Source organism: Exiguobacterium sp. BMC-KP, assembly GCF_001275385.1.
Lineage (GTDB): Bacteria > Bacillota > Bacilli > Exiguobacteriales > Exiguobacteriaceae > Exiguobacterium_A.
Map to the genome: position 1 here is coordinate 1 of NZ_LGIW01000011.1, position 22,577 is coordinate 22,577.

At 51.4% G+C, this 22,577-nt stretch carries 18 protein-coding genes; 13 read left to right on the forward strand and 5 right to left on the reverse strand.

What is annotated here, in order from left to right; translation table 11 throughout:
• Positions 1–541 precede the first annotated feature (541 nt).
• The 9 genes from ADM98_RS00565 (at position 542) to ADM98_RS00610 (ending at position 12,580) form a co-directional block, all read left to right on the forward strand.
• Positions 542–1,975 (forward strand): hypothetical protein, encoded by a 1,434-nt coding sequence (locus tag ADM98_RS00565; protein ID WP_053451773.1) that lies wholly within the window; start codon positions 542–544, stop codon positions 1,973–1,975.
• Positions 1,976–2,962: 987 nt separating this feature from the next.
• Entirely contained in the window at positions 2,963–4,039 is a 1,077-nt protein-coding gene (locus ADM98_RS00575) for a hypothetical protein (RefSeq protein ID WP_053451775.1), read from the forward strand.
• 599 nt (positions 4,040–4,638) lie between these two features.
• The gene (locus tag ADM98_RS00580) at positions 4,639–5,445 is read left to right on the forward strand and encodes a ParA family protein (protein WP_082318449.1); all 807 of its coding nucleotides are present in this window, start codon (positions 4,639–4,641) and stop codon (positions 5,443–5,445) included.
• Positions 5,442–6,125: a hypothetical protein gene (locus ADM98_RS00585; protein ID WP_053451777.1), complete on the forward strand. Its 684-nt coding sequence runs from the start codon at positions 5,442–5,444 to the stop codon at positions 6,123–6,125. Before ADM98_RS00580 ends, ADM98_RS00585 begins: the two co-directional genes overlap by 4 nt.
• Positions 6,122–6,898 carry a ParA family protein gene (locus ADM98_RS00590; protein WP_035412959.1) on the forward strand — a complete coding sequence of 259 codons (777 nt, stop codon included), beginning with the start codon at positions 6,122–6,124 and terminating at the stop codon, positions 6,896–6,898. Before ADM98_RS00585 ends, ADM98_RS00590 begins: the two co-directional genes overlap by 4 nt.
• Complete coding sequence (locus tag ADM98_RS00595) at positions 6,895–7,683, forward strand: ribbon-helix-helix protein, CopG family (protein ID WP_053451778.1); 789 nt, start codon at positions 6,895–6,897, stop codon at positions 7,681–7,683. Before ADM98_RS00590 ends, ADM98_RS00595 begins: the two co-directional genes overlap by 4 nt.
• A 148-nt stretch (positions 7,684–7,831) precedes the next feature.
• On the forward strand, positions 7,832–9,106 hold the full coding sequence (locus ADM98_RS00600; RefSeq protein ID WP_152910934.1) for a hypothetical protein: 1,275 nt from the start codon (positions 7,832–7,834) through the stop codon (positions 9,104–9,106).
• Positions 9,090–11,660 (forward strand): SNF2-related protein, encoded by a 2,571-nt coding sequence (locus tag ADM98_RS00605; RefSeq protein WP_053451780.1) that lies wholly within the window; start codon positions 9,090–9,092, stop codon positions 11,658–11,660. The genes ADM98_RS00600 and ADM98_RS00605 overlap by 17 nt, the downstream gene beginning before the upstream one ends.
• 182 nt (positions 11,661–11,842) lie before the next feature.
• Positions 11,843–12,580 carry a site-2 protease family protein gene (locus tag ADM98_RS00610; protein WP_053451781.1) on the forward strand — a complete coding sequence of 246 codons (738 nt, stop codon included), beginning with the start codon at positions 11,843–11,845 and terminating at the stop codon, positions 12,578–12,580.
• 98 nt (positions 12,581–12,678) lie between these two features.
• On the opposite strand, the gene ADM98_RS00615 is transcribed toward ADM98_RS00610, so the two are convergent.
• Positions 12,679–13,791 (reverse strand): HNH endonuclease, encoded by a 1,113-nt coding sequence (locus ADM98_RS00615; protein WP_053451782.1) that lies wholly within the window; start codon positions 13,789–13,791, stop codon positions 12,679–12,681.
• Complete coding sequence (locus tag ADM98_RS00620; RefSeq protein ID WP_053451783.1) at positions 13,788–14,561, reverse strand: hypothetical protein; 774 nt, start codon at positions 14,559–14,561, stop codon at positions 13,788–13,790. Before ADM98_RS00620 ends, ADM98_RS00615 begins: the two co-directional genes overlap by 4 nt.
• A 191-nt stretch (positions 14,562–14,752) precedes the next feature.
• Between ADM98_RS00620 and dcm the strand changes: the two genes are divergently transcribed.
• The gene (dcm, locus tag ADM98_RS00625; RefSeq protein ID WP_053451784.1) at positions 14,753–16,021 is read left to right on the forward strand and encodes a DNA (cytosine-5-)-methyltransferase; all 1,269 of its coding nucleotides are present in this window, start codon (positions 14,753–14,755) and stop codon (positions 16,019–16,021) included.
• A gap of 141 nt (positions 16,022–16,162) precedes the next feature.
• Entirely contained in the window at positions 16,163–16,636 is a 474-nt protein-coding gene (locus tag ADM98_RS00630; protein WP_082318450.1) for a very short patch repair endonuclease, read from the forward strand.
• A 117-nt stretch (positions 16,637–16,753) separates the two neighbouring features.
• Here the strand turns inward: ADM98_RS00630 and ADM98_RS00635 are convergent, their stop codons facing one another.
• The 3 genes from ADM98_RS00635 to ADM98_RS00645 form a co-directional block, all read right to left on the reverse strand.
• Positions 16,754–17,752, reverse strand: coding sequence for a hypothetical protein (locus ADM98_RS00635; RefSeq protein WP_053451785.1), 999 nt, complete (start codon positions 17,750–17,752; stop codon positions 16,754–16,756).
• A complete protein-coding gene (locus ADM98_RS00640; protein ID WP_053451786.1) occupies positions 17,745–18,866 on the reverse strand; it encodes a DUF262 domain-containing protein in 1,122 nt (373 codons plus the stop codon). Before ADM98_RS00640 ends, ADM98_RS00635 begins: the two co-directional genes overlap by 8 nt.
• A gap of 211 nt (positions 18,867–19,077) precedes the next feature.
• Complete coding sequence (locus tag ADM98_RS00645) at positions 19,078–19,899, reverse strand: hypothetical protein (protein WP_053451787.1); 822 nt, start codon at positions 19,897–19,899, stop codon at positions 19,078–19,080.
• A gap of 259 nt (positions 19,900–20,158) precedes the next feature.
• On the opposite strand from ADM98_RS00645, the gene ADM98_RS00650 reads away from it, so the two are divergent.
• Positions 20,159–20,704 (forward strand): hypothetical protein, encoded by a 546-nt coding sequence (locus tag ADM98_RS00650; RefSeq protein ID WP_053451788.1) that lies wholly within the window; start codon positions 20,159–20,161, stop codon positions 20,702–20,704.
• A gap of 10 nt (positions 20,705–20,714) precedes the next feature.
• Positions 20,715–22,523 (forward strand): sigma factor-like helix-turn-helix DNA-binding protein, encoded by a 1,809-nt coding sequence (locus ADM98_RS00655; protein ID WP_082318451.1) that lies wholly within the window; start codon positions 20,715–20,717, stop codon positions 22,521–22,523.
• Positions 22,524–22,577: the final 54 nt, after the last annotated feature.

The window sequence follows — 22,577 nt, forward strand, 5'->3', positions numbered from 1 at the left end:
ATCGAATGCACTACAAGGAACAGAAAAAAGTATGCGCCGGCGCATACTTTTTTCTCCCTCATGCTGATATAGTACGTCGTCTCTTGTGATGTCCATCCCGAAATCGACACTCGATCAGGACGACTAATGGTTTCTTGATCTACACCCACAACTCATAGTCCACACTTTTCGTCGAAAAGATCAGACGCTGATAAATCTGAGGGCAGTCGATGAGAATGAAGAGCTTCAGAAAAAGTATGCGCCGGCGCATACTTTTTTGTTCACATTCGCCTACTCATCCTAACGATGCATCTGTCATCTTATGATTCAATATTCGGATTCGAATCCGGCTGATCGTTCCATGCATAGATCAATCATTCCTTGGCTTCAAACAATCAAGGAAGATGACTTCACGAAGCGGATGAGTTTGCACAGATCCTAGATGTAGCAAGGCCGATGTATCTCTCAAAAAGTATGCGCCGGCGCATACTTTTTTCTGATTTCCCCGTACATCCTAGGACGTGATATGCTAGACGTATCGAAAAAGGGGGGGCGATGTAAAATGGACAGCTCATCATCCGTCCAACACCGACAACTCGTCGTCTCTCAGGCAGCCAAGACGCTGCTAGAGAACGACGTCACCGAACATCTCACCTCGATCGACATCGTCGACGTCGAGGCATACGTCAATCAGCTCTATGAGGAATGTTACGAGTTCCAGAACGAGGAGGACGTCTACACGAAGCTCCGCTACTACTCGTTCAAGAAACTGAAGAGAAGATGGGTCCGGTCCGCCATCCGCAACTATGTCGAGAACAAGGGACCGATGAAGGAGCTACGGGGACTCCATAAGATGTACCTCGAGTTCTGGGACATCTCCGGGAAGGAAGGCTTCCAACGAAAGTTCTCTGCCGACAGCGTAGAGGACCTCATGCAGGAACATATACGCGAGCTAGAGGAGTGGGCCGAGAACAACAACCTTCTCATCCATACGTATCCACATTGGGGACAGAAGACGAAGAACCAGCGGACGAGCACCATGCGGACCGACATCCTGATGGTCATCGGGGAGGTCGCGAAGGGCCTCAAGCGCGTCCAGCCGAAGGCACATGTCGCGACGTCCACCTCGATCACCGTCCCGTTCTTCGGACTGGCCGATCGCATGAAGAACACGACCGAGAAGTTCAGCCAAGGGGAGGGGACGTTGACGGACCTCTCGCTCGACCTACATGACTATTCTGCCGTCGTACCGAAGTACAAGCAGGGCGTGCCGAACAATCTATCCGTCCTCGTCAGCAACGAGTTCCTCGCCGAACTCGACGGGAAGGTCCCTGATCTCGATTCACGTGATTTCGAGGCGTTCAACGAAATCCTGTCCTATCGTGACATGACGTTCCAGACGAACCGGAAGATTGTCTTCCCGATCTCCAAGCTGGTCAAGAAGATCTACGGGAACGATAGTGGAAAGAGCTACGCCTTGACGACGCAGCGTCTCGTCAAGCTCGGTTATTATCGCGTCGCCGTCAGGAACGAGGAAGGGGACCTCTCCATCTTCGGTCTGTTCTCCTCCGTCAAAATCAGCGGGGCGTCAGCCATCCAGCGCGACACCCAGATCACCGTGACCGTCTCGGAGGAGGTCTATGACGACCTGCTCAAGCAGCAGATCATCAGCATCTACGGGGAACAGATCGAACGACTGAAGGGGACGTTCGCCTATCATCTATCTTTTGTCCTGCAGAAGGAACGTCTCACCTCCTTCCAGCTCAAGGAGGAGATGCCGGCGAAGCGGCACTGGCGACAGTTCACCCATTCCATCCGCTTCAACAAGAGTCGGAAGGCCGAGAACCTGAAGGAGCTCGAGACGAACCTCGACCGGATCAAAGACCTCGACTTCATCATCCAGGACTGGCACCGTTCAGGGGACTATTATTTCCTCTATTTCCATCCGCTCGAGCGGTGGGAGCTCGACGACCGCAGCAACGTACTACTTCTCTGAGGGAGACGGTCATGGGGACGGACGCGTCCGTAAAGTGACAGATGTATATAATAGAAGGAGAGCGTCCGGATTTTCATCCGAACGCTCTTTTTTCTATGCTTCATCGAGCAACTACATATGAATGAGCATCAATCTTCTGGATGATGAGATTCTGATGATGAAAAAACCATGATCGATTCCATCATCACGAAATTGGTCGTCGGATGCCGTACCCTACATACGGATATCGGTAGCGAACCATGATCGTCATATTCATGACAATCAATGATCGAAGAAGCGTCTATTTTTAAAATAAGAACTTATGTTCTTATTTTATTTAATTCTATCTCTCGAGAAGTATGACCAGAAAAAAATCTACATCAGAAACATTTGTCGAAATATGTCGTAAAACGACCAATTTTCGATTTTGGTCGTCCATTTCCGTACCAGAATGACATTCATCAGACGAATCAAAACGTTTTTTGTCGTTTTCGACCGTACTGGAACAACACTTTCACTATCTTGGTCGTCATTCACCGTACTGAAACTACACTTTTGAAGTATTGGTCGCCTTTCACCGTACCGGAGCGACATTTTTAAGATTTCCTGGGATTTCTCAAATTTTTTTTAGGACATCCCGCGACAAGATTTGTCGTCTTTCACCGTACCGGAACGACACTTTTTCTTGTTCTGGTCGCCCAGCGCCGTACCGGAACGACACTTTCGGCGTTCTGGTCGCCTTTCACCGTACTGGAGCGACATCCATCAGTCAGAAAGCCTTGAAAATACTGGCGAAGAGGGGCCACCGATGGCTCCATGTCGGGATTCCGACGATTTTGGTCGTTTTCGACCGTACCGAAATGACATCTTTTCCCCCCCTGGAAACGGCTTCATATCAACGTTTCTGGCGCATTGGTCGTTTTTCACCGTACCGGAGACGCGTTTTGACAGTTCTCCTCAAGGACAGGATACTAGGCTTAATAGTCCAGAGTAGGGGAGGTGTAGGCAATGTCGATGAATCAGCAGAATAGACACGTATTGGTCGCGAACAAGGTGTTGATCGCCATGAGCGGTCTGACGCGTTGGACGAAGCGAGAAGAAAGCTTCATGTATGAGCAGCATCACTATAACATCCCAGGACCGTTCCTCGCCCTGAAATGGACGAAGTCGCGGATCCGTCATCTTCTCACGCTTCTCTCGCATTGTGACGACAAGGGCATGCTGTCCCTCGTCGAGAGCGAGGCGCTCGCGGACCATGCCCGGACCTCCGTCCGTTCGTTGCACGACAACCTCCGTCTGTTCGAGCAGGCGGGGCTCATCCGCTATGACTTCCATTTCACCGGCGTCCTGTCGATCGAGCTCATCGACTATCTCTCCAACTATCGTGACCTCACGGAAGAATCCGGCAGTATCGGTTCGAAGACGGGATATACCTCCATCTGGTGTGGGATGATCCGTCATCTCATGGAGATCGACCACGTCAACATCCTGCGCGTGGCATTGCGTGCCCTCGTGCAGGTGGAACGGGACATCCATGTCCAATCCCAGGAGAAGGCCATCCTCACCTATGACGAGGTGAAGGGCTTCCTCCCTCGCTATTGTGGCCATCGTCTCGCGGTGAAGGGCATGCTCGACCAGCTCTCACGCCTCTTCGACGTGCAACTCGTCGAGGACACGAAGGACTTCCTGTCGGCCGTCAAGGACAACATCTCGCTCAAGCGACGCATACATACCGTCACACGTCCGCTCATGTTCCAGATGAAGATCGGGGAGCAGGTCGACAGCAGACGCATCCGCGAGGCGGAACGCGCGAGCACGCTCATCGGTTGGTTCGACCTTCGTGAGGTGGCTCGTGACTTCGTCGACTTCGACCTGCTCGAGGTACCGCAGTCCTCCCTCAAGTCGCTCAGCGACACATACGGGTTCGAGGCCTGTGACGAGGTCCTGCGTTCGATCCGGAACGACTTCCTCCGCTACGGCGAACGCCTGCAGGAGACGGACGTCTATAGTCTCTTCTTCCAGTCCCCGGTCCTCTATCTCAATGAGCGTCTGAGACGACTCTCGGAAAAATTGGCCATCGCATGATGGTCTATTTGTCATGCCCTTTTCTGAAAAAAATGATGAAAACGAGGCAAATCACCCCTGATATCGGCGTCATCGGCCTCGAAAAAGAGAGTCTCCGCATCCAGGATATCCGTCCAGACGATTTTTAGAATGTGTCATACCGTTCAGGAAAAAAAACAAATATACAGGACATAAAAAAAGCTAGTGGATGCAGAGAAACGACTCATATTGAACGAAAACGAGCAGTCAGGGCGCATAATCCAGATAAAGGCGAACTTCTCCAAATCATCATGTCTCTTTATCGGACTTCGATTTCGAAAGGGAACGTTGGTATCACGGGCTCCATGATCGATTCACGTTTTCCAATTCTTTTTAATTCTTTTTTAATCCCTTCAATCTCCTAGAATGTCTGTAATGATGATAATCTGGTTAACCCTCATGTCATCATCTTGGAGAGGAGAACCCCTCTCTGGTGATCGAAGTTCGAGAAGACTAAAAAACATGTTGTATACATTTCGATGTCGAAATGTATACAACTTAAATATAGTGTATACATATGAATTTCATAAAAAATCGATATCGAACGATAAAAATGGTTGTCTTCAATCCTCTCGTATGTGATGATGGAGACAGAAAGGGGAGAGATGATGAACATTCTGACGTTCTACATATCAAAGGGAGGTTCCGGGAAGACGACCTGTTCCCTCAACATGGGGCATGCACTCGGTGAACTCGGACAACGCACCCTGCTCGTGGACCTCGATCCACAAGGTTCCCTCAGCAAGCTGATGCTGAAGGAGTCCGATACGATCAAATACATGACGCTCTTCGACGTCCAGGCGCGCGGACTCGCCATCGAAGAGATTTTGTTCGACGACGAGAGACACAACATCAGCCTTCTCCCCTCGAACGAACGGAACGCACGACTCATCAACCTGATATCGGAACAGGACAAACTCTTCCTGTTGAAGGATCTGCTCGCACCGCTCGCGGAGGAGTTCGACTGGATCATCCTCGACTCCGTCCCGTCGATCAACGAGCTGTCGAAGGTCGTCCTGTCCTGCGCGGACCATGTCATCGTGCCCTTCATGCCGAAGAAGCTCGTCTTCGACCAGCTCGGGAGCACCATCCGGACGATCCGGCAGGTGAAGAAGTACTATAACGACTCGCTCGAGCTGACGGGCATCATGCCGGTCGCCTTCGACGCGGGACTGAAGGCCGATCGCGATTACGCGGAGGCCATGGGACGACTCGCAGAGGAGGAGGGGCTCGACGTGCTCCCATCCGTCAGACGTGCAGCCTTCATCGAGAAGGCCGCCGACAACGGGAAGAGCGTGCTGCAGTACAAGTCGAAGGAAGGGCAAGAGCTCGCCGCACCATTCAGGGAGCTCGCCCGTCGCATGGTCGAGGGAGGGAAGGACGCATGAAGGCACGGAACAAGCAAATCCATAAGATCAAGCCCCAGGAGCAACATCCGTATCGGAGCGGGTTGACGGACATCGGCTCCGTCGTCCAGAAGCTCCCCGTGTCGAAGGACCTCGAGAACCTCGCGATCGAGATCAAGGAGCTCGCGCGCGTGCAGACGATATCGGTCTTCGAGATCGGCAAACGCCTCTCGATAGCGAAGTCGGAGATGCACGATGGAAAGGAATGGCAAGGGTTCCTCGAGACGGTCCAGATGTCGAACTCGCTCGCCTCGAGGTACGTCAAGGCCTATGACACGCTCCAACCGTTCGAGGAGTCGCTCGGGAAGCTGCCGGCCTCGAAAATCTTCGAGCTCATGTACGTCGAGGACCCGGAGGACGTCGTGCTCAACGGCCTACCCGTGGAAGGCGGGCGGAAACCGATAGAGGAGGCGACCGTACGTGAACTCCGGGCTAGCCGCTCTACCACGTCGGGCGTGAAGGTCAGCGCCTTCCGTCAGAAGAAGACGACGTCGACGGTCCTGTCGGCACGCGTGCCGACGGACACATCGGAACGCCTCCATGCGCTCGCGAGCGCACGAGGGCTCAGCATCAGCGAATATTTGTCACGATTGATAGAGGAATCGCTCGACCACGACATCGTGGAGGGCTCAGGTGAGATGGAAGGGGAAGAGAGACCATGAAGAAAATCGCGTTATACAACCGTAAGGGCGGGGTCGGGAAGTCGACGACGACGATCAACCTCGCACATGCCTACGCCAGGGAGGGTCTCCGTGTACTCGTGATCGACGCGGACGACCAGGCGTCGACCTCGAATGGTCTCGGGCTGACCGAGGACTATCCAGGGAAGGTGCTGCTCGACTGTCTAATCAACGAGGATGACCCATACTACGCACCGATCGAGCAGGTCATCGTCAACTGCGAGTACGAGACGGGGACGGTCCATCTCGTACCGACGCGTCGCTCCGCCTCGCCGACCGGCCTGACGAGCCAGATGGGCTATGAGTTCCGCCTGAGGGAAGAGCTCGCACGCGTCGAGGAATTGTTCGACGTCTGCCTCATCGACTGCCCGGGATCGACGTCCGCCCTGAACCCCTATGCCCGCTGCGCATTGGTCGCACAGGACATCATCGTGATGCCGGTACAGATGCAGAAGTTCTCGATGGACGCCGTCTACACGGCACCTGAGGAGCTCGAGGAAATCAGACGCTACAAGGAGGACATCCACATCGCGGCCTTCGTGCCGACGATGGTCGGGACGCGCTCGCGTGGGGACCTGACGACGGTCGAGGAACTCGTCGACCTCGGACGGGAAGTCGGCATACCCGTGTTGACGACGATCCCATACATGGTGAAGGTACAGTCGCTACAGCGTGAGTCCCGCCCGGTCATCGACCACAAGGGTCCGGCCACGGACGCGTACCTGAAGCTCGCGGAGGAGGTGCTCGCATTATGAGTCGCAAGAAGAACGCACCGAAGTTCTCGAGCTTCCAGGCGAACGGCGCGCTCCCTGAGGCGACGAACCCGAACACGGACGCACGTGGGGAGAAGGTCGACGCCGTCAAGAAGTTCTCCTCGCCGACGAGCGTCGCGAACCCGTATCAATCCCTGTCCGCGACCTCGTTATCCCGCGTCGTGACGAAGAAGCTACCCGAGAACATGGACGGGTTGGTCCAGTACTACAACCACATCGATGCCATCCATGCGACGAGCTTCGTCGAGAAGTGCCGCGTGCTCGCGCACGCCAACGCCATCTTCCGCTACGAGGGGACGCGTGACGGCTTCCGGCAGGAGGAGGGCGGATGGCTCGAGTTCGTCGGGCGCATCGGCCTGTCGCAGTCACAGGTGAGCCGCTTCGTCTCGTTCTGGAACGTGTTCGGCGAGGAGTTGCTCGTCCGCGCGGTCGAGGAGGAGCTGACGGCGTCGAAGCTCGCCGAGCTGCTGTCCTGGCCGGAGGACCCACGGGCGGTCATGCTCGAGGGGCGTACATACCAGGTCGGGGACGGGGAGAAGACCGTCTACGAGATGACGCGGGAGGAGCTCCGCGAGGTCAAGCGGATGCTAGGCGACCGCAAGGAGCGTCGTGTCATCGAGCAGCCTACCAAGAGTCGTCCCGTCAAGCTTCGGATCGACTTCGGCGACGACGATCCGTTGTTGAAGAACCTACAGGAACGTGCGAAGGAAGAGGGCAGCAGCCCGGAGGACATCATCCGGCTCGCGCTCGAGCAATATCTGCGCTGAGGCGCTGCGAAGAAGACAGGCATCCGTTGAGAGGGTGTCTGTTTGCGTCTTCCGGAAAAAATAGGGGTATAGTTATAAAATCCAAGCATTTTGTGGATTTTCTGATGAAATGGATTGTCTTTATTTTCAATATATGTGTAAGATTTAGATGAGACGAAGTGGCCATCATGGGATTGTCACACAAGAATTTTGGGAGGAATCACAAGCTATGAACTTCGATAATACGATCGACCTACAACAAGAAATCAAGAAAAGCATCTCCTTGACGGACGGGACGCGAAAGCTGACAATCAAGGGCCAGACGAAGAGTTATCCGGTCTATCAGATACCGCTCGACCTCCTGCTCTATAACCGTCAGAACGGACGTATCATCAGTTCGATGAACCGATACGAGTCGGAAGGGAACGACATCCAGACCCTCTCGAAGGAGGAGTACAACGACCTCGTCGAACAGTTCATCGTCGACTCGAACAGTTCTGCGTTGAACAAGACGAAACAGAACATCGCATTGTTCGGGCAACGTCTACCGGGCGTCGTCCTGAATGACGGGACGGTCGTCGACGGGAACCGTCGCTTCACGTGCCTGCGTCAATTGAAGCGGGAGGGGAAGACGTCGTTCTTCGACGCGGTCATCCTCGACCCTTCTGAAGGCCTCTCGGCCGTCGACATCAAGCGACTCGAGCTCAACCTGCAGCATGGGGAGGAGCGTCCGGTCGACTACAACGCGATCGACAACCTGGTCGAGGTCTACAACGACATCGAGAAGAACAAATACTTCACCGTGAAGGAGTACGCGACGAACACGAACAAGACGGAGACCGACGTCAAGAAGATGCTCAAGAAGGCGAACCTGATGGTCGACTTCCTCGTCTTCATCAACGCGGAAGGAAAGTATTATGTGGCGCGTGACCTCGACCTCGACGGCCCGCTCCAGGAGGTCATGCTCATCCTGAACAAGGAGAAGGACGAGGAGGAATATGAGCGCGTCAAGAGCGCGTTGTTCACTGCCATGACGCTCTCGAAGGAGGGCGATCTGACACGCCACATCCGTCGCATCGGGAAGGAAATCATCCAGGCAGGTAACCGTGAACAGTTCCTCGAGGAATATGAAGACATCGTCGAGGATGTCTACGACGCCTATCAGGGGGAGGCGAACGTGACCGTGAACACGGTCAAGAAAATCAACGAGACCCTCAAGGACGTTCGCGAGGAGGCAGGGGCCATCGTGAGCAATCGCGTCGACGAGACGGTCCTGACACGCGTCAAGATGAAGCCGATCGACTCGCTCAACACCGTCATCCGGACGCTCGACAATGTCGACGCGGACCAAATCGCCCGCATGGATGGAGTGTCGAAGAAGGAGTTCGCCCGCCTCGTCGAACAGATCCGGAAGGAACTCGAGGCCTATGAGTCACGACTCTGACTTCCGGGACCTGCCGCTGAAGCCGTCCTATTACACATCCGAGCATCAAATCGGCAAGGACTTCTACACGCCTGTCCTCGGACAGGCGGTCATCTATGACCGTGTCAGCGGCTACTTCAGCTCGAAGGCGTTGGCCTCCTATGCTCAGGGCGTCAAGGGGCTGATCCGCAACGGCGGTCGGATGCGACTCATCGTCTCGGAGGAGCTGAGCGAGGAGGACGTCCTGCTGATACGACAAGGCTATGCCCTGCGGGAGCAGACCGTCGACGCCCTGCTCGGGCGCCTCGACGAACGTCTCGACGACCAGGAGATGATGGACTATTGCAACCTCGCCCATCTGATCGCGAGCGGCGTCGTCGACATCCGCATCGGCTTCAAGTCGTCCGGCCTGTTCCACTCGAAGTTCGGCCTCGTCGAGGACATGTCCGGGAACGTCATCTACTTCACTGGCTCGAACAATGAGACGAGCGCCGCCATCCAGAACAACTTCGAGTCCTTCGACATCACGACGACATGGCTCTCCTCTTCCTTCGACGTCGAGAAAATCCATCGCGCGCGCCGCGAGTTTGATCTCCTATGGGCGGACCGGATGCGGGAGGAGAACATCTACGTCAAGCAAATCGAGGAACTCATCATCAAGAAGATACTGACATACGACAAGGGGACGATCATATTGGACAAGGAGATGCTGCGGGAGGACGCGATGATCCTCACGATCGACGACGGAAGATTCGTCATACACGATAACGTACAACCCGGAAAGCTGAAGGCGAACGAACTGACGATCGTCACGAAACTGAAGCCTTACTATTCAGGGGAGGGGTATCCCCACTTCCGTAAGGATTTGACATACGTCGAGATCCGGAAGGTCATCGAGCTCTTCGAGAAACTGGGACGTCGGCGTGACTTCGAAGTCGTGGTGACGCGAGCGCTGGAGGAACATCTCGAGCGACAGACCTATCTCATCGAGGAGCGGTCGAACTATGCGACGCTACTGAAGACGCAAGACGACCGGATCGAGGATAAATATGCCCGTTTCGCCTCGATCGTCGACCGAGAGCTCCACCGGGAGCTCCGTGACAAGCAGATGCGGTCCGCCTTCTACATGGCAGAGATGCATCGGGCGGCGAACTTCTCCGTTCCGGGGGCAGGGAAGACCTCGATGGTCTATGGGACGTTCGCGTACCTCTCGGCCCCGGAAGTCGACCGGGTCGACAAGGTCATCATGATCGGACCGAAGAACACCTTCCTCGCCTGGAAGGACGAGTATGCGGAGAACTTCGGTGCGAAGCGAGAGCTGCGTCTGCTCAACATCCACGACGCGGACGACCCGATCCGGCAACTCCGACTAGGGGGAGACTCGTTCGACCTGATTCTCGTCAACTACGAGTCGCTCGGACGATTCGAGGGCGTCCTCGGCGACGTCATCGACGGACGCACGATGCTCGTGTTCGACGAGGTCCATAAGATCAAGGGGATGGCGAGCAAGCGTGCCCAGGTCGCGAAGCGTCTCTCGACCCTGACGCCCTACAAATACGTCCTGACCGGTACGCCGATCCCGAACACCTACGAGGACGTCTATAACTTCCTGAACATCCTGTACGGCGAGGACTATAAGAGCTTCTTCAACTTCAAGCCGAGCGAACTGAAGAATCCTTCCGCGACCCGCGTAGAGGAGATCAACGCGAAGCTGTTGCCGTTCTTCTGGCGGACGACGAAGCACGAGCTGCAGGTACCGCCCGCGGAGCCGGACATCCAGTACCACGTGGAGGCGGATGAGTCCGAGCAGGCGATCATCGACCTCGTCCATCGCAAGTACATGGGGAACCCGTTCAGCATGTACATCCGGCTACTGCAGGCATCGACCTGCCCCGAACTCTTGTTGCGGGCACTCGACTTCCAGGAGATGTATGGGGAGGAAGAGGCATCCGGGTTGCTCTTCGTGGGACAGGAGGACACCCCTCCCGTCACGCTCGACCGTTCGGAGGTCGAATTGTTGCGCCGCGTGCCGACGACGCAGAAGTTCCGTGCCGGGGTGGAGCTCGTCTCCGACCTACATGACGAGGGCAAGACGGCCGTCGTCTGGTGCATGTTCGTCCACACGATTGACGCGTTCCGGACGGAGCTGCTCGCTAGAGGCATCAAGGTGGAGGCCATCTATGGTAGCACGCCACTCGAGGAGCGCGAACGAATCATCAAGACGTTCCAGGCCGGGGATCTCGACGTCATCGTCACGAACCCGCACACGCTCGCCGAGTCGGTATCGCTGCACCATGTCTGTCATGACGCGGTCTATCTGGAGTACTCGTTCAACCTGACGCACATGCTGCAGTCCCGGGACCGCATCCATCGTCTCGGACTCCCGCAAGGCCAATATACGCGTTATCACTACATGATGATGCAGGGACAACCGGAGGGGCATGGGATGGTCGACGAGAAGATCTATGACCGTCTCAAGCTGAAGGAACAGCGCATGATCGACGCGATCGAGAACGGTGAGCTCCGTCCGGATCCGACCGTCGACTATGACGAAATCGTCTCGCTGTTCGACTGAGGCTCTCGATCATAAGGATGGTCCTTGATAAAATCAGGTACCTGTAGGATTGGGGAGGTAGGGTTTCGCGACGAGTCACGGGATCCTACCTCTTCTTTGTGTTTCGGAGAGCGCTGTTTGTTTAGATATATCAAGAGGCCGATGAGCTCAGTATCATCGGTTTCTTCGGAAGGGGTAGGGAAATGTCCTACATATCGTTGCTTTTCGCATTTCTATTCGCTACGACGCTCCATGAGCTCGGACATGTCATCGGAGCGAGAATCGCGGGGATTGAAGTCTCTACGTTCTCGATCGGGTTCGGTCCCGTCCTCTTCAGGACGTCGCGCCGTGGCGTCACCTATCAAATCTGCATGATTCCTCTCGGGGGATATGTCATACCCTCGGGGTCCACGATCAACCGGACGAGACGCATCGTCTTCCTCGCGGCCGGATTGCTCACGAGCATCATCCTCGTCCCGGTCGGCTGTCTTTCTCTTCTTCGGGTGACTGATCCGGGCAGCTCGTTCGTATCTGGCTTGGACGGATTGGTCGCTCCTTGGCTGGAGAATCCCTTACGTTTCCTATATGACAGCCTATCCCTCTTGCTGGTGGATGGCCCCTCGACGTCCGCCTCGGTGATCGAGTCGCTTGCGGCGGCGAGCCTGTTCCTCGGCTTGGCGAACTGTCTTCCTCTTCTCATGCTCGATGGGGGACAGATTCTCTTCCTGCTTCTCGAGGGATGGTTCCCGTCAATCAGGAAGAACGAACAGGTCCTCTTCCTGATCAGCTATTGCATACTGGCGCTCCTCATCGCTGGTCCGCTGCTATTCGCCCTGGTCCAGGAAATCAGGACGACGTATCCCATCCTGTTGATAGGGTTCTTCGTTCTCTATCGCGTCATCAGATTGACTCCGGGCTTATCGTTCAGGGTGAAGAAATAAGAAAACCTACATGAAGATAGGGTCGGACCTGGTCCGACCCTATCTCTTTTTTTCTTCCGTTCGAACCCTGGATGGATGTAAGGAGTCCTTTCGATTCGTCAATGCGCCTCGTCGAAGCGGAAGCGATGGTGACGCATGTAGTTTTCCCGGCCGGGCCAGTTCCTGATCGACATGTCTTCGCGTAGTCCCATGAGACGTCGGTTCTCCTCGCCTAGGTGTGGGGTGACCAGTAGACGCCCGTCCGATGCGAAGGAGATGAATCCCTTGTCGAAGAGGCCGTCATGCATCACGCAGAGGACGAGACCGTTGTCCGGGTCATCCTTCTGAGATGCGTCCGACAATGCCCAGGGGAGGATATGGCTCGCGACGAGCAACTCGCGCACGTCGAGCCCGCAGAGTTCACAGCATGCGTCCCGTCTCAATAGTGTCTCGCGGAAGCGGGACTGGGAGATGCGGTAGCGGGTCATCCGCATGCCCTCGTGGTTCCGGGTCCGTGGGTGCGAAATATCTTCAAGGGAGTCTGAAGCGAACAACGAGAATTGTGACATCCAAAGCTTCGTAAGGTTACGTCGGAACGTGCGCCAGGCGTCGGGCTCATGCTTTCCGTCTCCCACGCCGAGCTTCAGGTCGAACAGCCATTCCCCGTCCACGGGGATGGGGAGGACGGTGAAACGGGCGACCAGGTTCTCGTACGTGGCACCTGATGCCTTGTGATGGAACGTCTTCCGATAGAGCGCCTCGTCGAGCGTCATGCCGTCGACATGGGGGAGGGCGAGTCCGACGTAGCGTACGTCGCGACCGACGCGCTCGAAGTAGAAGAACGGTGCATGGTGGCCCTGTTCCAGCGCATAGGCTCGTCCGAAATGCTTCAGGAACGTCTCGTTCCCGCGTTGCTTCGTGTCACGGAAGTCCTTACCGGGCGTCTGGTTGTCACCGTAGTAGACGAGGATGTTGGTGGCCTCGTCATATTGGTTCTCCCACTCGGCCTGCTTGCCGGTGTCGAGGAGGACGATGAATGCCTCCTCGTTGACGAGAGACGGATTCCTCTCGACCATGGCGCGTCGGATGCCGCCCTGGTTCCCGAGCCCCTTCAATCCATCCCCGAAGCGGAAGAGGTTCTTCAGGGGCTCGGTCGCGAAATGGGAGGGGGAGTCGGTCCCTGCCGGATAGATTCTTCCTGGTATGAGGTCCTGCGGGGTGACCCGGCTCAACGCTCGTCCCTCGTCTCATCCGGGCGTCGTCCGCGGTCCCTCAGGATGGCGAGCTCGATCTGTTCGGCGAGGGCTGCCTCCTGACGCTCCTTCTCGTGCTCGAGGAGCCGGACCCTCATCGACAGCTCGCGGTTCTCTTCCTCGAGACGTTCGACGTTCCGCGCCCGTGCCTTGTAGTCGTCCGTCACCGCGGTCAGGCTATGGAGTTGGTGTTGGAGGCGTTCCTTCTCCTCGTCGCCGCGACGGAGGCGTTCCTCGAGGGAGAAGATTTCCTTGCGCGATGCCTTGATCGCCTCGGCGTGTTCCTTCTCGAGCCGCGCGAGCGTCTCCTCCGCCTTCGTACGTCCCGCTTCCGCCTTTTCTGCCGCGAGGACGAGTCCGCGTTCCTGTTTGGCGAGCCGTTCGAGTGCGAGCCGTCCCTCCTCCTCGATGCGGGCGCGCTCCTCGATCACTTCTGCCTCGAGCCGTGAGACGGTCTCCTCATGACGCGTCTTGACGCCCGCGAGGTCCGTCGCCTGTCGCTTCAGTCGCAGGGAACGTTCCTCGAAGAGGTTGCCGACCTGACGTAGCAACAGGGAGAGTTGCTCGTCCTCCTCCGTCAACAGGGGGTCATGCGAGCGATTCTCGCTCAACGTGACGAACTCCTCGAATAGTTGGTTCGTCGTCACCTGACGTTCCCGTACCAGCTCGCCGATCCGGCGCGTGACCTCCTCCGACAGGCGGAAGGACTTGTTCTTCATCTCGTTCGTATCAGTGTTCTGCGGTTCCATGGACATCTCTCCGTATGTATAGGTATTTTTGAATCTCATGCCTCGATTATAGCACGCGTCGCATCGGCTGCCGAGCCGTCCCGCGCGGGGCACAGGGGACCGTCCGACGACCCGAAATTTCGATCTGTTCAAACGCATGGATATCTGCTATAATTGAGAAACTGAAACAGAGCGAAAGGATGTTCGTATTTATGGAAACAACAAAACGGCTCAACACCATCGAGCTATTCGCGGGGGTCGGTGGCTTCCGCGTCGGCCTCGAGAAGGCGAACGAGGACCTCTTCAAGGTCGTATGGGGGAACCAATGGGAGCCCTCGCGCAAGGCACAGGATGCCTTCGAGTGCTACGCGTCGAACTTCGACGAGGGGATCCACTCCAACGAGGACATCACGACCGTGACGGACGAGGCGTTCCGTAACCTGGACGCACAGATCGTGGTCGGCGGCTTCCCGTGCCAGGACTACTCGGTCGCGCGCAGCCTGTCGGGCGAGAAGGGGATACAGGGCAAGAAGGGCGTCCTCTTCTGGGAGATCAAGCGCATCATCGAGGCGACGACGCCACGCTACGTCCTCCTCGAGAACGTCGACCGCCTGCTGAAGTCCCCGGCGAAACAACGAGGACGTGACTTCGCGGTCATGCTGGCGACGTTCCGTGACCTCGGATACAAGGTCGAATGGCGTGTCCTCAACGCCGCGGAATATGGCATGGCGCAACGTCGCAGACGCGTGTTCATCTTCGCGACGCGCGACGACTCCGGGTTCTCCAAGGAACTCGAGTCCTATACGGCGGACGACATCCTGTTCGAGAAGGGCTTCTTCGCCCCGGTCTTCCCCGTCAAGCCGGAGGTCATCAAGAACCGGCGTCTCGAAGGGATGCTCCCGGACGACATCGTCGAGATCTCCGATACGTTCACGGCGAACTTCCACAACTCGGGCTACATGCACGGGGGACGTTTCCACTCCATCCATACGGAGCCGGTCTTCGAGAAGCCGACCCCGCTGCGGGACATCCTGCAACCGGAGGAGACGGTGCCCGAGAAGTTCTACCTCAAGGACTCCGCGATTGAGAAGTTCAACTTCCTCCGGGGTGCGAAGAAAATCGAACGCACGTCGGCGGACGGTCACAAGTACATCTATGCCGAGGGAGGCATGTCGGAGATCGATGATCTCGACAAGCCAGGTCGAACGATGCTGACGAGCGAGGGGACGACGAACCGGAGCTCCCACGTGGTCGAGGTCGATGGACGCCGTCGCTTCCTGACGCCGCTCGAGTGCGAGCGGCTGAACGGATTCCCGGACAACTGGACGAGCACGATGAGTGACCGCATGCGCTACTTCTGCATGGGGAACGCGTTGGTCGTAGGTCTCATCGAGCGGATGGGCTGGCGCATCGAGCAGATTGAAGACCGTCATCCGGTACCCGTGCCGGCCCAGGAATCGTTCTTCATCAATAACAACTGACGTGTACGTGTCACGCATACGCACGACACGTCCGGCATATCCGAGGCACCTCCATGACATGTGGAGGTGCCTTTTCTGGTTTCCCGACGTCCTCGGGGAGGGAAAGGTAGTGTAAAGGGATGATTAAAGGAGGCAGGGACGATGGCGACCAAGAACAAGAACCTCAGCAAGGTAAAGGGGACGGACACGAAGATGGAGGTCAAGGTGCGGCATGCACTCTGGCATCGCGGCCTGCGTTATCGCAAGAACTATCGGCGCCTGCTCGGGACGCCGGACATCGCCTTCCCGGCGCAGCGACTCGTCGTGTTCCTCGACTCGTGCTTCTGGCATGGGTGCCCCGTCCACTATAAGGAACCGAAGAGCAACGTCGAGTTCTGGCGTAACAAAATCAGACGGAACCGTGAGCGGGACAAGGAGCAGACGGAACACTACCTCTGCCAGGGATGGACGGTCCTTCGCTACTGGGAGCATGAGGTGAGCGGTGATTTCGACCGGGTAATTGATGAAATCGATAGGACGTATCACGCCCTCCTTGGTACGGGGGCGGACGTCCAGCAGGCGAGACTCGAGACGTATTTAGAGGAAGAAGTTGATATAGAAGATCCTTGTGATTAAGGTGATATTTCTTTATTTACTAAAGTATTTAATTATTGGAAAAAGGAACCTCTCAATATAATTCGATAGCATTAAAATCTGAACTATGTTGAGAGGTTTTAATAAAACCGTTGTATTTTATTGTATAGATATAATATTATGTCCAATATTTTTTTTATAAAGTCCCGGGCTTAATACATAAGAACCAACACTACTTCTAATTTTAATAGTTGGCTTTATTGAAATAGTGCAAGTTTTGTTGAATGGTAACTGTTTTAATCGACAATTACCTATCCTAATTTCTTCGATCTTGCAAAACCCTTTATTATTACCGCTCGAAATTTTCCATTGTTTTGATTTTAAATCTACAGCTTTATCAGTGACCTTAATTTCTAAAATTGCAGTTTGTGAACCGCTACCATTACATCCTAGTATCACCTTTAATATTTTTATAGTTGTATCTGTACGATTTAAATGTAAGTACATCTTTAAAATTTCGTCTTCAAAATACTTTTCGATTATATTAATTAGACACTTCATTAAATCAATTAAAGTTATCATTTGTTTATTCGTAAGATGCTCATCGATTTCCATTTTATAAGTATGAGAAATAGTATTACGTAGATCAATCACTAATGACAAATAACCTTTTATGTTATCAAATATTGAATTACTCAAACTATCTTGTACGGGTGTGATTCCTGATTCTTTTAAAATTTTTATCAATGAGGATAAGTCATCGGATGAATTAATCCTATCTACTATTAGCTCTTTATTAAACCCTATTACTAAAAGTAAATCCTCAAACTCTTTCCAATTTAAATTGTTAGATTGGCATAGTATATCTTTTTTAACCTTTGTGTTTCTTAAATCCTTCAAAAAAATAGACGATAGATAAACTTTTCCAAAACTTTTTTTTAGGTATCTTTTAATAAAATCTTCTGTATGCAAAATGTGTTCATAATCGATGTAGGTGTCGTAAACTTTTTTTTTTGCGTATGTTTCCCAAATTGTATAAAAAGAAAGTACAAAGTTTTTATTGATTATTTTTTCTATCTCGTCGTCAGGATATCGATTTTTTAATTCAAGAGATTTTTTTAAATTTTGATAAGCTTCGTAAGCGAATTCTTTACTCATTGTTTTTTATTTCCTCAAGTAGAAAATTATAAAAAAGACTTACTCTATTTTCTATATTTTTTAGTGAAGTATATTTACCGTTGAAATCAGCTTTTTTCAATCTAATAAATTCATTTTTAGCTGCGACAGAGTCAATTTCTTTAAGATTTTTTAAATTGATTTCTTCATCTAACAATTTTGATATAGACAACATGACAGTATCGTAAATCATCTTTTCAAACTTACCATTTTTTGTTTTTTTAAATGCCTTATCGCCATAAATATCATAGACTGCACTGATAAGTGATTCGAAGTAGTCGAAGGAAGCGTCAGTTTCATCGTCTGTAAATTCCTTAGCTTTAATAGCGAAGCTATCTAATGTATTTTTTATACCACGTCTATAATTACAGTTGATTGCTGCCTTGAAAGCGAAGAATCGTAAAATTAACTCTCTGTCTTCCATTCGAATTAATTCATCATCTGAGTTATTTATCATTTTTCGAAAAGGGGACAGCTCTGAAAGTTTGTTTATGGTGCTGTTAAATTCAGATGGGTAAATAGCATTTCTAATCTCATGAGGTGATAATTCCATGCCACCAGTGTTAAGTCTTTCGAAAACAAACTGCTTTAATTCTAATTCACGATCGGGACTTTTATTTGTCTCCTTTAAAATAATAATGGCGGATAAATATCTTCTTCTAATTAGATTAGCTAATTCTTCGGGTAAGTCGCCAAATTTAAATCCATTTATTTCTGACCATAAGTCTAAACCATCAAGTTCAAACTCATTATTAAAGAAACTAATGATAGTTGATATCCTTTGAAGACCATCCATGACTTCATATTTATTAAAGTCTGTTTCATATAAAAAAATTGGAGGGATAGGGACGTTCACTAGCAAGCTCTCGATTAATTTGGATTTTCTTTTTTGATCCCACACTCTTTTTCTTTGATAATCTGGTTTTAAATTATAGTTAGAAAAAATTGTCTGGAGATTTTGAAGCGGATATCTAGCCTGATCAATCAATAAATTGTATTCACCTTGCATGGCTTTATCGACTAGATGTTCCCTACTTTGATTTAATTCGGGACTAGTATGGATATTATTAAAAACTTTAAAAATATTATTTAACATAATAATCTCCCATGTTTACTTATTTGTTTATTACATCGCTGAAAGGAATACTGTTTTTTATAGAAAATAAAAAACAGTATTCCTTTTTTCATTATAACTTATGTATGGATATATCATAAATAAAGATGTAGCTGGAGTAAGTCACTCCAGCTACATCTCTATTTTAGGTGTAAAATCAACATAAAGATACGTTAGCAAGAAACTAAAAAAATCAGTATGAACTAGATGTTCCGTAAGTACGACCTTTATAATCACCGTGAACGTTTACACGTAGGAAAGTTTCTTCGAATGTTAATCCAACTCCATTTACAGCTAATCCGTAACTAACTATGCCTTCTTGAAAAGCAGTACGCTTTTTACTATTTGAGGTATCGACTCCTGAAGACTTATCGTAAATACTATAAGCAAAACCGTCGAAATTTCTTTTTATATAGTGATGAGTTATTCTTGCAGTGACTTTTTTTCCATCATAAGTGAAATTTGCTCCAATGCTTGCCGTTGCAACTTTTGTTCCGAAAAAACTATATAAGGTCCTCTCGTTATGAGCGTATTTAGTTTTAGCTGAAGCTGCGTATGCTGTTTTACCTAAAAAAGCTTCTTTTAGTGAATTAAAAAATGATAACCGATTCTCTGTTGTGTTTTGTTCTAATGTTTCTTCTTCTAGTAAAGTTGCTGGACGGTCATCTCCTTCTTGGAACTCGTCTAGAATGATTCCTTGATTAGAAAATATAATCTTGCTATTTTCGTCTAATGGATAAGTATGTGTATCAGTCTCGACTAGAAGCGAATTACGATCATCATTATCTTCTTTTTCAATTTTTTCTTGAATTTCATTAGTGTGAGAATCCATATAAGTTTCTAATTGTTCTTCCTTATTTTTAGATTTTTTTAGTACACTAACTAAGTTTTCTTCAAACTGTCTTTGTTTTATTTCTTCAACGGGACTTAAGTTAATTTGAATTGTCTCATTTTCTGTTGCAAAAGTTTGTATAGGTGTGATTGTTAAAATTCCTATAGTAGATAAAGAAAACAATATTTTTTTAGTTTTTAGGATGTTATAAGATTGTCCTTTTCAAATTTGAAGATTATATAAAAATTACCAACTTTCATTATACATAAAAAATGTAACAAAATGAATTAATTTCATTTTAACTTATTATCTTTTGGGATATAAAGGTGGAAGGGAGAGATGAAATATTATGGATGATAAAGTAGATAGTCGATTGTTGGGAATTCTTGATTTGGCAGACTCGAAGAGCACGAAGCTTAGCCTGCAATAGATAGCTAAGTTGATGAAAGATGGTTATAAATTAGAAGATTTCATAGAGTGGGATGAGGAACTGGTAGAAGGGATACAGGCGAACGTGAAGGAGGAACTTCACGGCCAATTTCTTGATTTGAAAGAAGAAAATCTCTCAATCATAGGAGAGAAGAAGTTCCTCTACAGACTCGTCTTGGTAAATGGAGGTGCGAGTGAGAACATCGGAAGAAATCTATTACATCCCTCGGGAATAATATACGAATATCTAACGACGATTGATTATGAAACATTCAGAAGGCTGACAGCTGGTGGTGAGCGTAAAACCATCTTCGTCAAACTAATGAAGGCATTTGAGAACGATAGTGGTGTCAGGGACGAGTCCTACGATAGTAGCATCATACAGGCGAAAAAGTTAGGGAAACGATTAGTGAATCAAATCGAAAAAGATTTGACCCGCGTATACGACGAAATGCCAAATCAATCCATGCCAGGGGACTGGGGAAAAAACGGGATTGCAAGAACACGAGGTCTCTGCGGGATTAGGATGTCTAGCGCAAAACGGGCTAGTCCATCTTAGAGAAGAACAAGTGAGCAAGCGAACTAGACACCTAGAAGAAGCCCTATCATCTATACCAGAAACAAACAGACGTATCATGGAACAGCGTCTGACAGGAATGACTCTCCAAGAAATAGGAGACATCAACAATGTGACACGTGAAAGAGTCAGACAAATTCTAGAAAAGGTCGTCTCTGGCATCCCTCTGACAAACATCATAGAAGCCAGACGGATGAGATATCTATTTGAGAGTTACGAACTTGATTATGTCTTCTTCGAGACTGTATTAGGCGAACGAAAAGAAACATATCATTTCCTTTCAGAAAAATGTTCGGAAGGTACTTCGTCCAAAAGAAAAATCTATTCTTTCTTACAATCAGAGCAGAGACAGCGGATGCTCTTGAGCGAAGGGCTATACGAGAACCTTGAGGGACAGGCCGTGACGATGACGAAGTCAGGAATGGTGGAGAAGTATTATGCCCTCGAAGGACGTGAGATGGAGCATGTGTCGATTCATCATCGTCGTTATCTCGCGTACATCGAGGAGGTATTACGAGACCAGGAAGGGGCACTGGGGACGTTCCGTCTATCCGAACGCGCCTTCGAGGGGGTCTCCGACAGGATCGAAGGATGCATACAATCCGCGGGACGAAAGGTCAGGTACCTCGACATCCGCCCAATCCTCGAGGAACGGGATGTCATCGAGAGTTTATTCGTCCTGGACCCGGGCATCTACAATGCGCGTCTCATCTATGACGTCCATGCCGACTACTTCTGGTCGCTGGACATCAGGACGCATCATGAGCTACATAACATCCTGAAGGATAACCTCAAGATCGATGCGATCCAGATGCGCCGGATGCCCGAGTTCGGCGTCATGGTGACGGATAAGCTGGAGTGGCTGGTAGGTCTCATCGACGAGATGGGTCCGATACCGCTCGAGACGTTCCTGCTGCGCGTCGAGGAGGCCTATGGTCTGTCAATCTCCTCTACGCGGAGTCTGATACAGATGGAGCTGTCCGACTACATCACCGCACAGAACGAGCTCGCCCATGAAATACCTGAGTTGACCGAGGGGGAGGAGGCGTTCATCCGTTCGGTGCTCGTCCAGGACATCTACACCGCCCAGGAACTGATCGAGAAGCATTCGGTGACGGTCGCTGATTTCCAACATCGCTATCTGAACAAGCGGAACCTTTCCGTGGTGGGCTACGACCTGAGACGAGGGTTCGTGCTCCGGAAGGGGCTCGGGAGCGGGGAGGCCTATTTCCGACGGTTGTTGCTGTCCGAGGATTACTTCCGTTGGGATCGTCGTTCTAACGTGCAGAACACGCAGTCCTTCTGGAAGACGCTGCTCGACCTCCAGGAAGACCTCGACCTGTTCCGGATCGAGGAGGACGTCTACATGAGCATCTCCGTACTCGAGCGAGCCGGTGTCGCGAAGAAGACGGTAGCCGACTTCCGAGAAAGGGTCGGCGCTCATTTCTCTGGCGGGCGGTACTATACGATGAAGACCATACGTGAGGAAGTCGAACATCCGATCCTCAATCTGGGGTTCGAGGACGTGTTCTATGAACGAATCTGTCGGAGTGATGCCGAGGTCCGGTTCATCCAGACACCATCCGGCCACGTGTTCTATCAGGCCGGGGAAAGACGGAACCAGGCGGATTTCATCGGTCACGGATGGCATCCATATCGATGCACTCCTGTCGTCCATCGAACAGACATACGGCATCCGATTCGAGAAATAGGAGGTCATCGAGAAGGTCAATGCCTCGGGTATGTATTATACGCCCGAGATGGAACGTGTGTACGTAAAAAAGTGGAGTTTATTCGATGAAATTTATGATAATTGATAAAATACTTTAGTTACTATTCGAGCTCTCTATACTCT

What these genes read in the sequence shown, in the direction of transcription:
- ADM98_RS00565 (WP_053451773.1), top strand. Translation starts at nt 542, where the DNA reads ATGGACAGCTCATCATCCGTCCAACACCGACAACTCGTCGTCTCTCAG.
- ADM98_RS00575 (WP_053451775.1), top strand. Translation starts at nt 2,963, where the DNA reads ATGTCGATGAATCAGCAGAATAGACACGTATTGGTCGCGAACAAGGTG.
- ADM98_RS00580 (WP_082318449.1), top strand. Translation starts at nt 4,639, where the DNA reads ATGATGGAGACAGAAAGGGGAGAGATGATGAACATTCTGACGTTCTAC.
- ADM98_RS00585 (WP_053451777.1), top strand. Translation starts at nt 5,442, where the DNA reads ATGAAGGCACGGAACAAGCAAATCCATAAGATCAAGCCCCAGGAGCAA.
- ADM98_RS00590 (WP_035412959.1), top strand. Translation starts at nt 6,122, where the DNA reads ATGAAGAAAATCGCGTTATACAACCGTAAGGGCGGGGTCGGGAAGTCG.
- ADM98_RS00595 (WP_053451778.1), top strand. Translation starts at nt 6,895, where the DNA reads ATGAGTCGCAAGAAGAACGCACCGAAGTTCTCGAGCTTCCAGGCGAAC.
- ADM98_RS00600 (WP_152910934.1), top strand. Translation starts at nt 7,832, where the DNA reads ATGAGACGAAGTGGCCATCATGGGATTGTCACACAAGAATTTTGGGAG.
- ADM98_RS00605 (WP_053451780.1), top strand. Translation starts at nt 9,090, where the DNA reads ATGAGTCACGACTCTGACTTCCGGGACCTGCCGCTGAAGCCGTCCTAT.
- ADM98_RS00610 (WP_053451781.1), top strand. Translation starts at nt 11,843, where the DNA reads ATGTCCTACATATCGTTGCTTTTCGCATTTCTATTCGCTACGACGCTC.
- ADM98_RS00620 (WP_053451783.1), bottom strand. Translation starts at nt 14,561, where the DNA reads ATGGAACCGCAGAACACTGATACGAACGAGATGAAGAACAAGTCCTTC.
- dcm (WP_053451784.1), top strand. Translation starts at nt 14,753, where the DNA reads ATGGAAACAACAAAACGGCTCAACACCATCGAGCTATTCGCGGGGGTC.
- ADM98_RS00630 (WP_082318450.1), top strand. Translation starts at nt 16,163, where the DNA reads ATGGCGACCAAGAACAAGAACCTCAGCAAGGTAAAGGGGACGGACACG.
- ADM98_RS00635 (WP_053451785.1), bottom strand. Translation starts at nt 17,752, where the DNA reads ATGAGTAAAGAATTCGCTTACGAAGCTTATCAAAATTTAAAAAAATCT.
- ADM98_RS00640 (WP_053451786.1), bottom strand. Translation starts at nt 18,866, where the DNA reads ATGTTAAATAATATTTTTAAAGTTTTTAATAATATCCATACTAGTCCC.
- ADM98_RS00650 (WP_053451788.1), top strand. Translation starts at nt 20,159, where the DNA reads ATGAAAGATGGTTATAAATTAGAAGATTTCATAGAGTGGGATGAGGAA.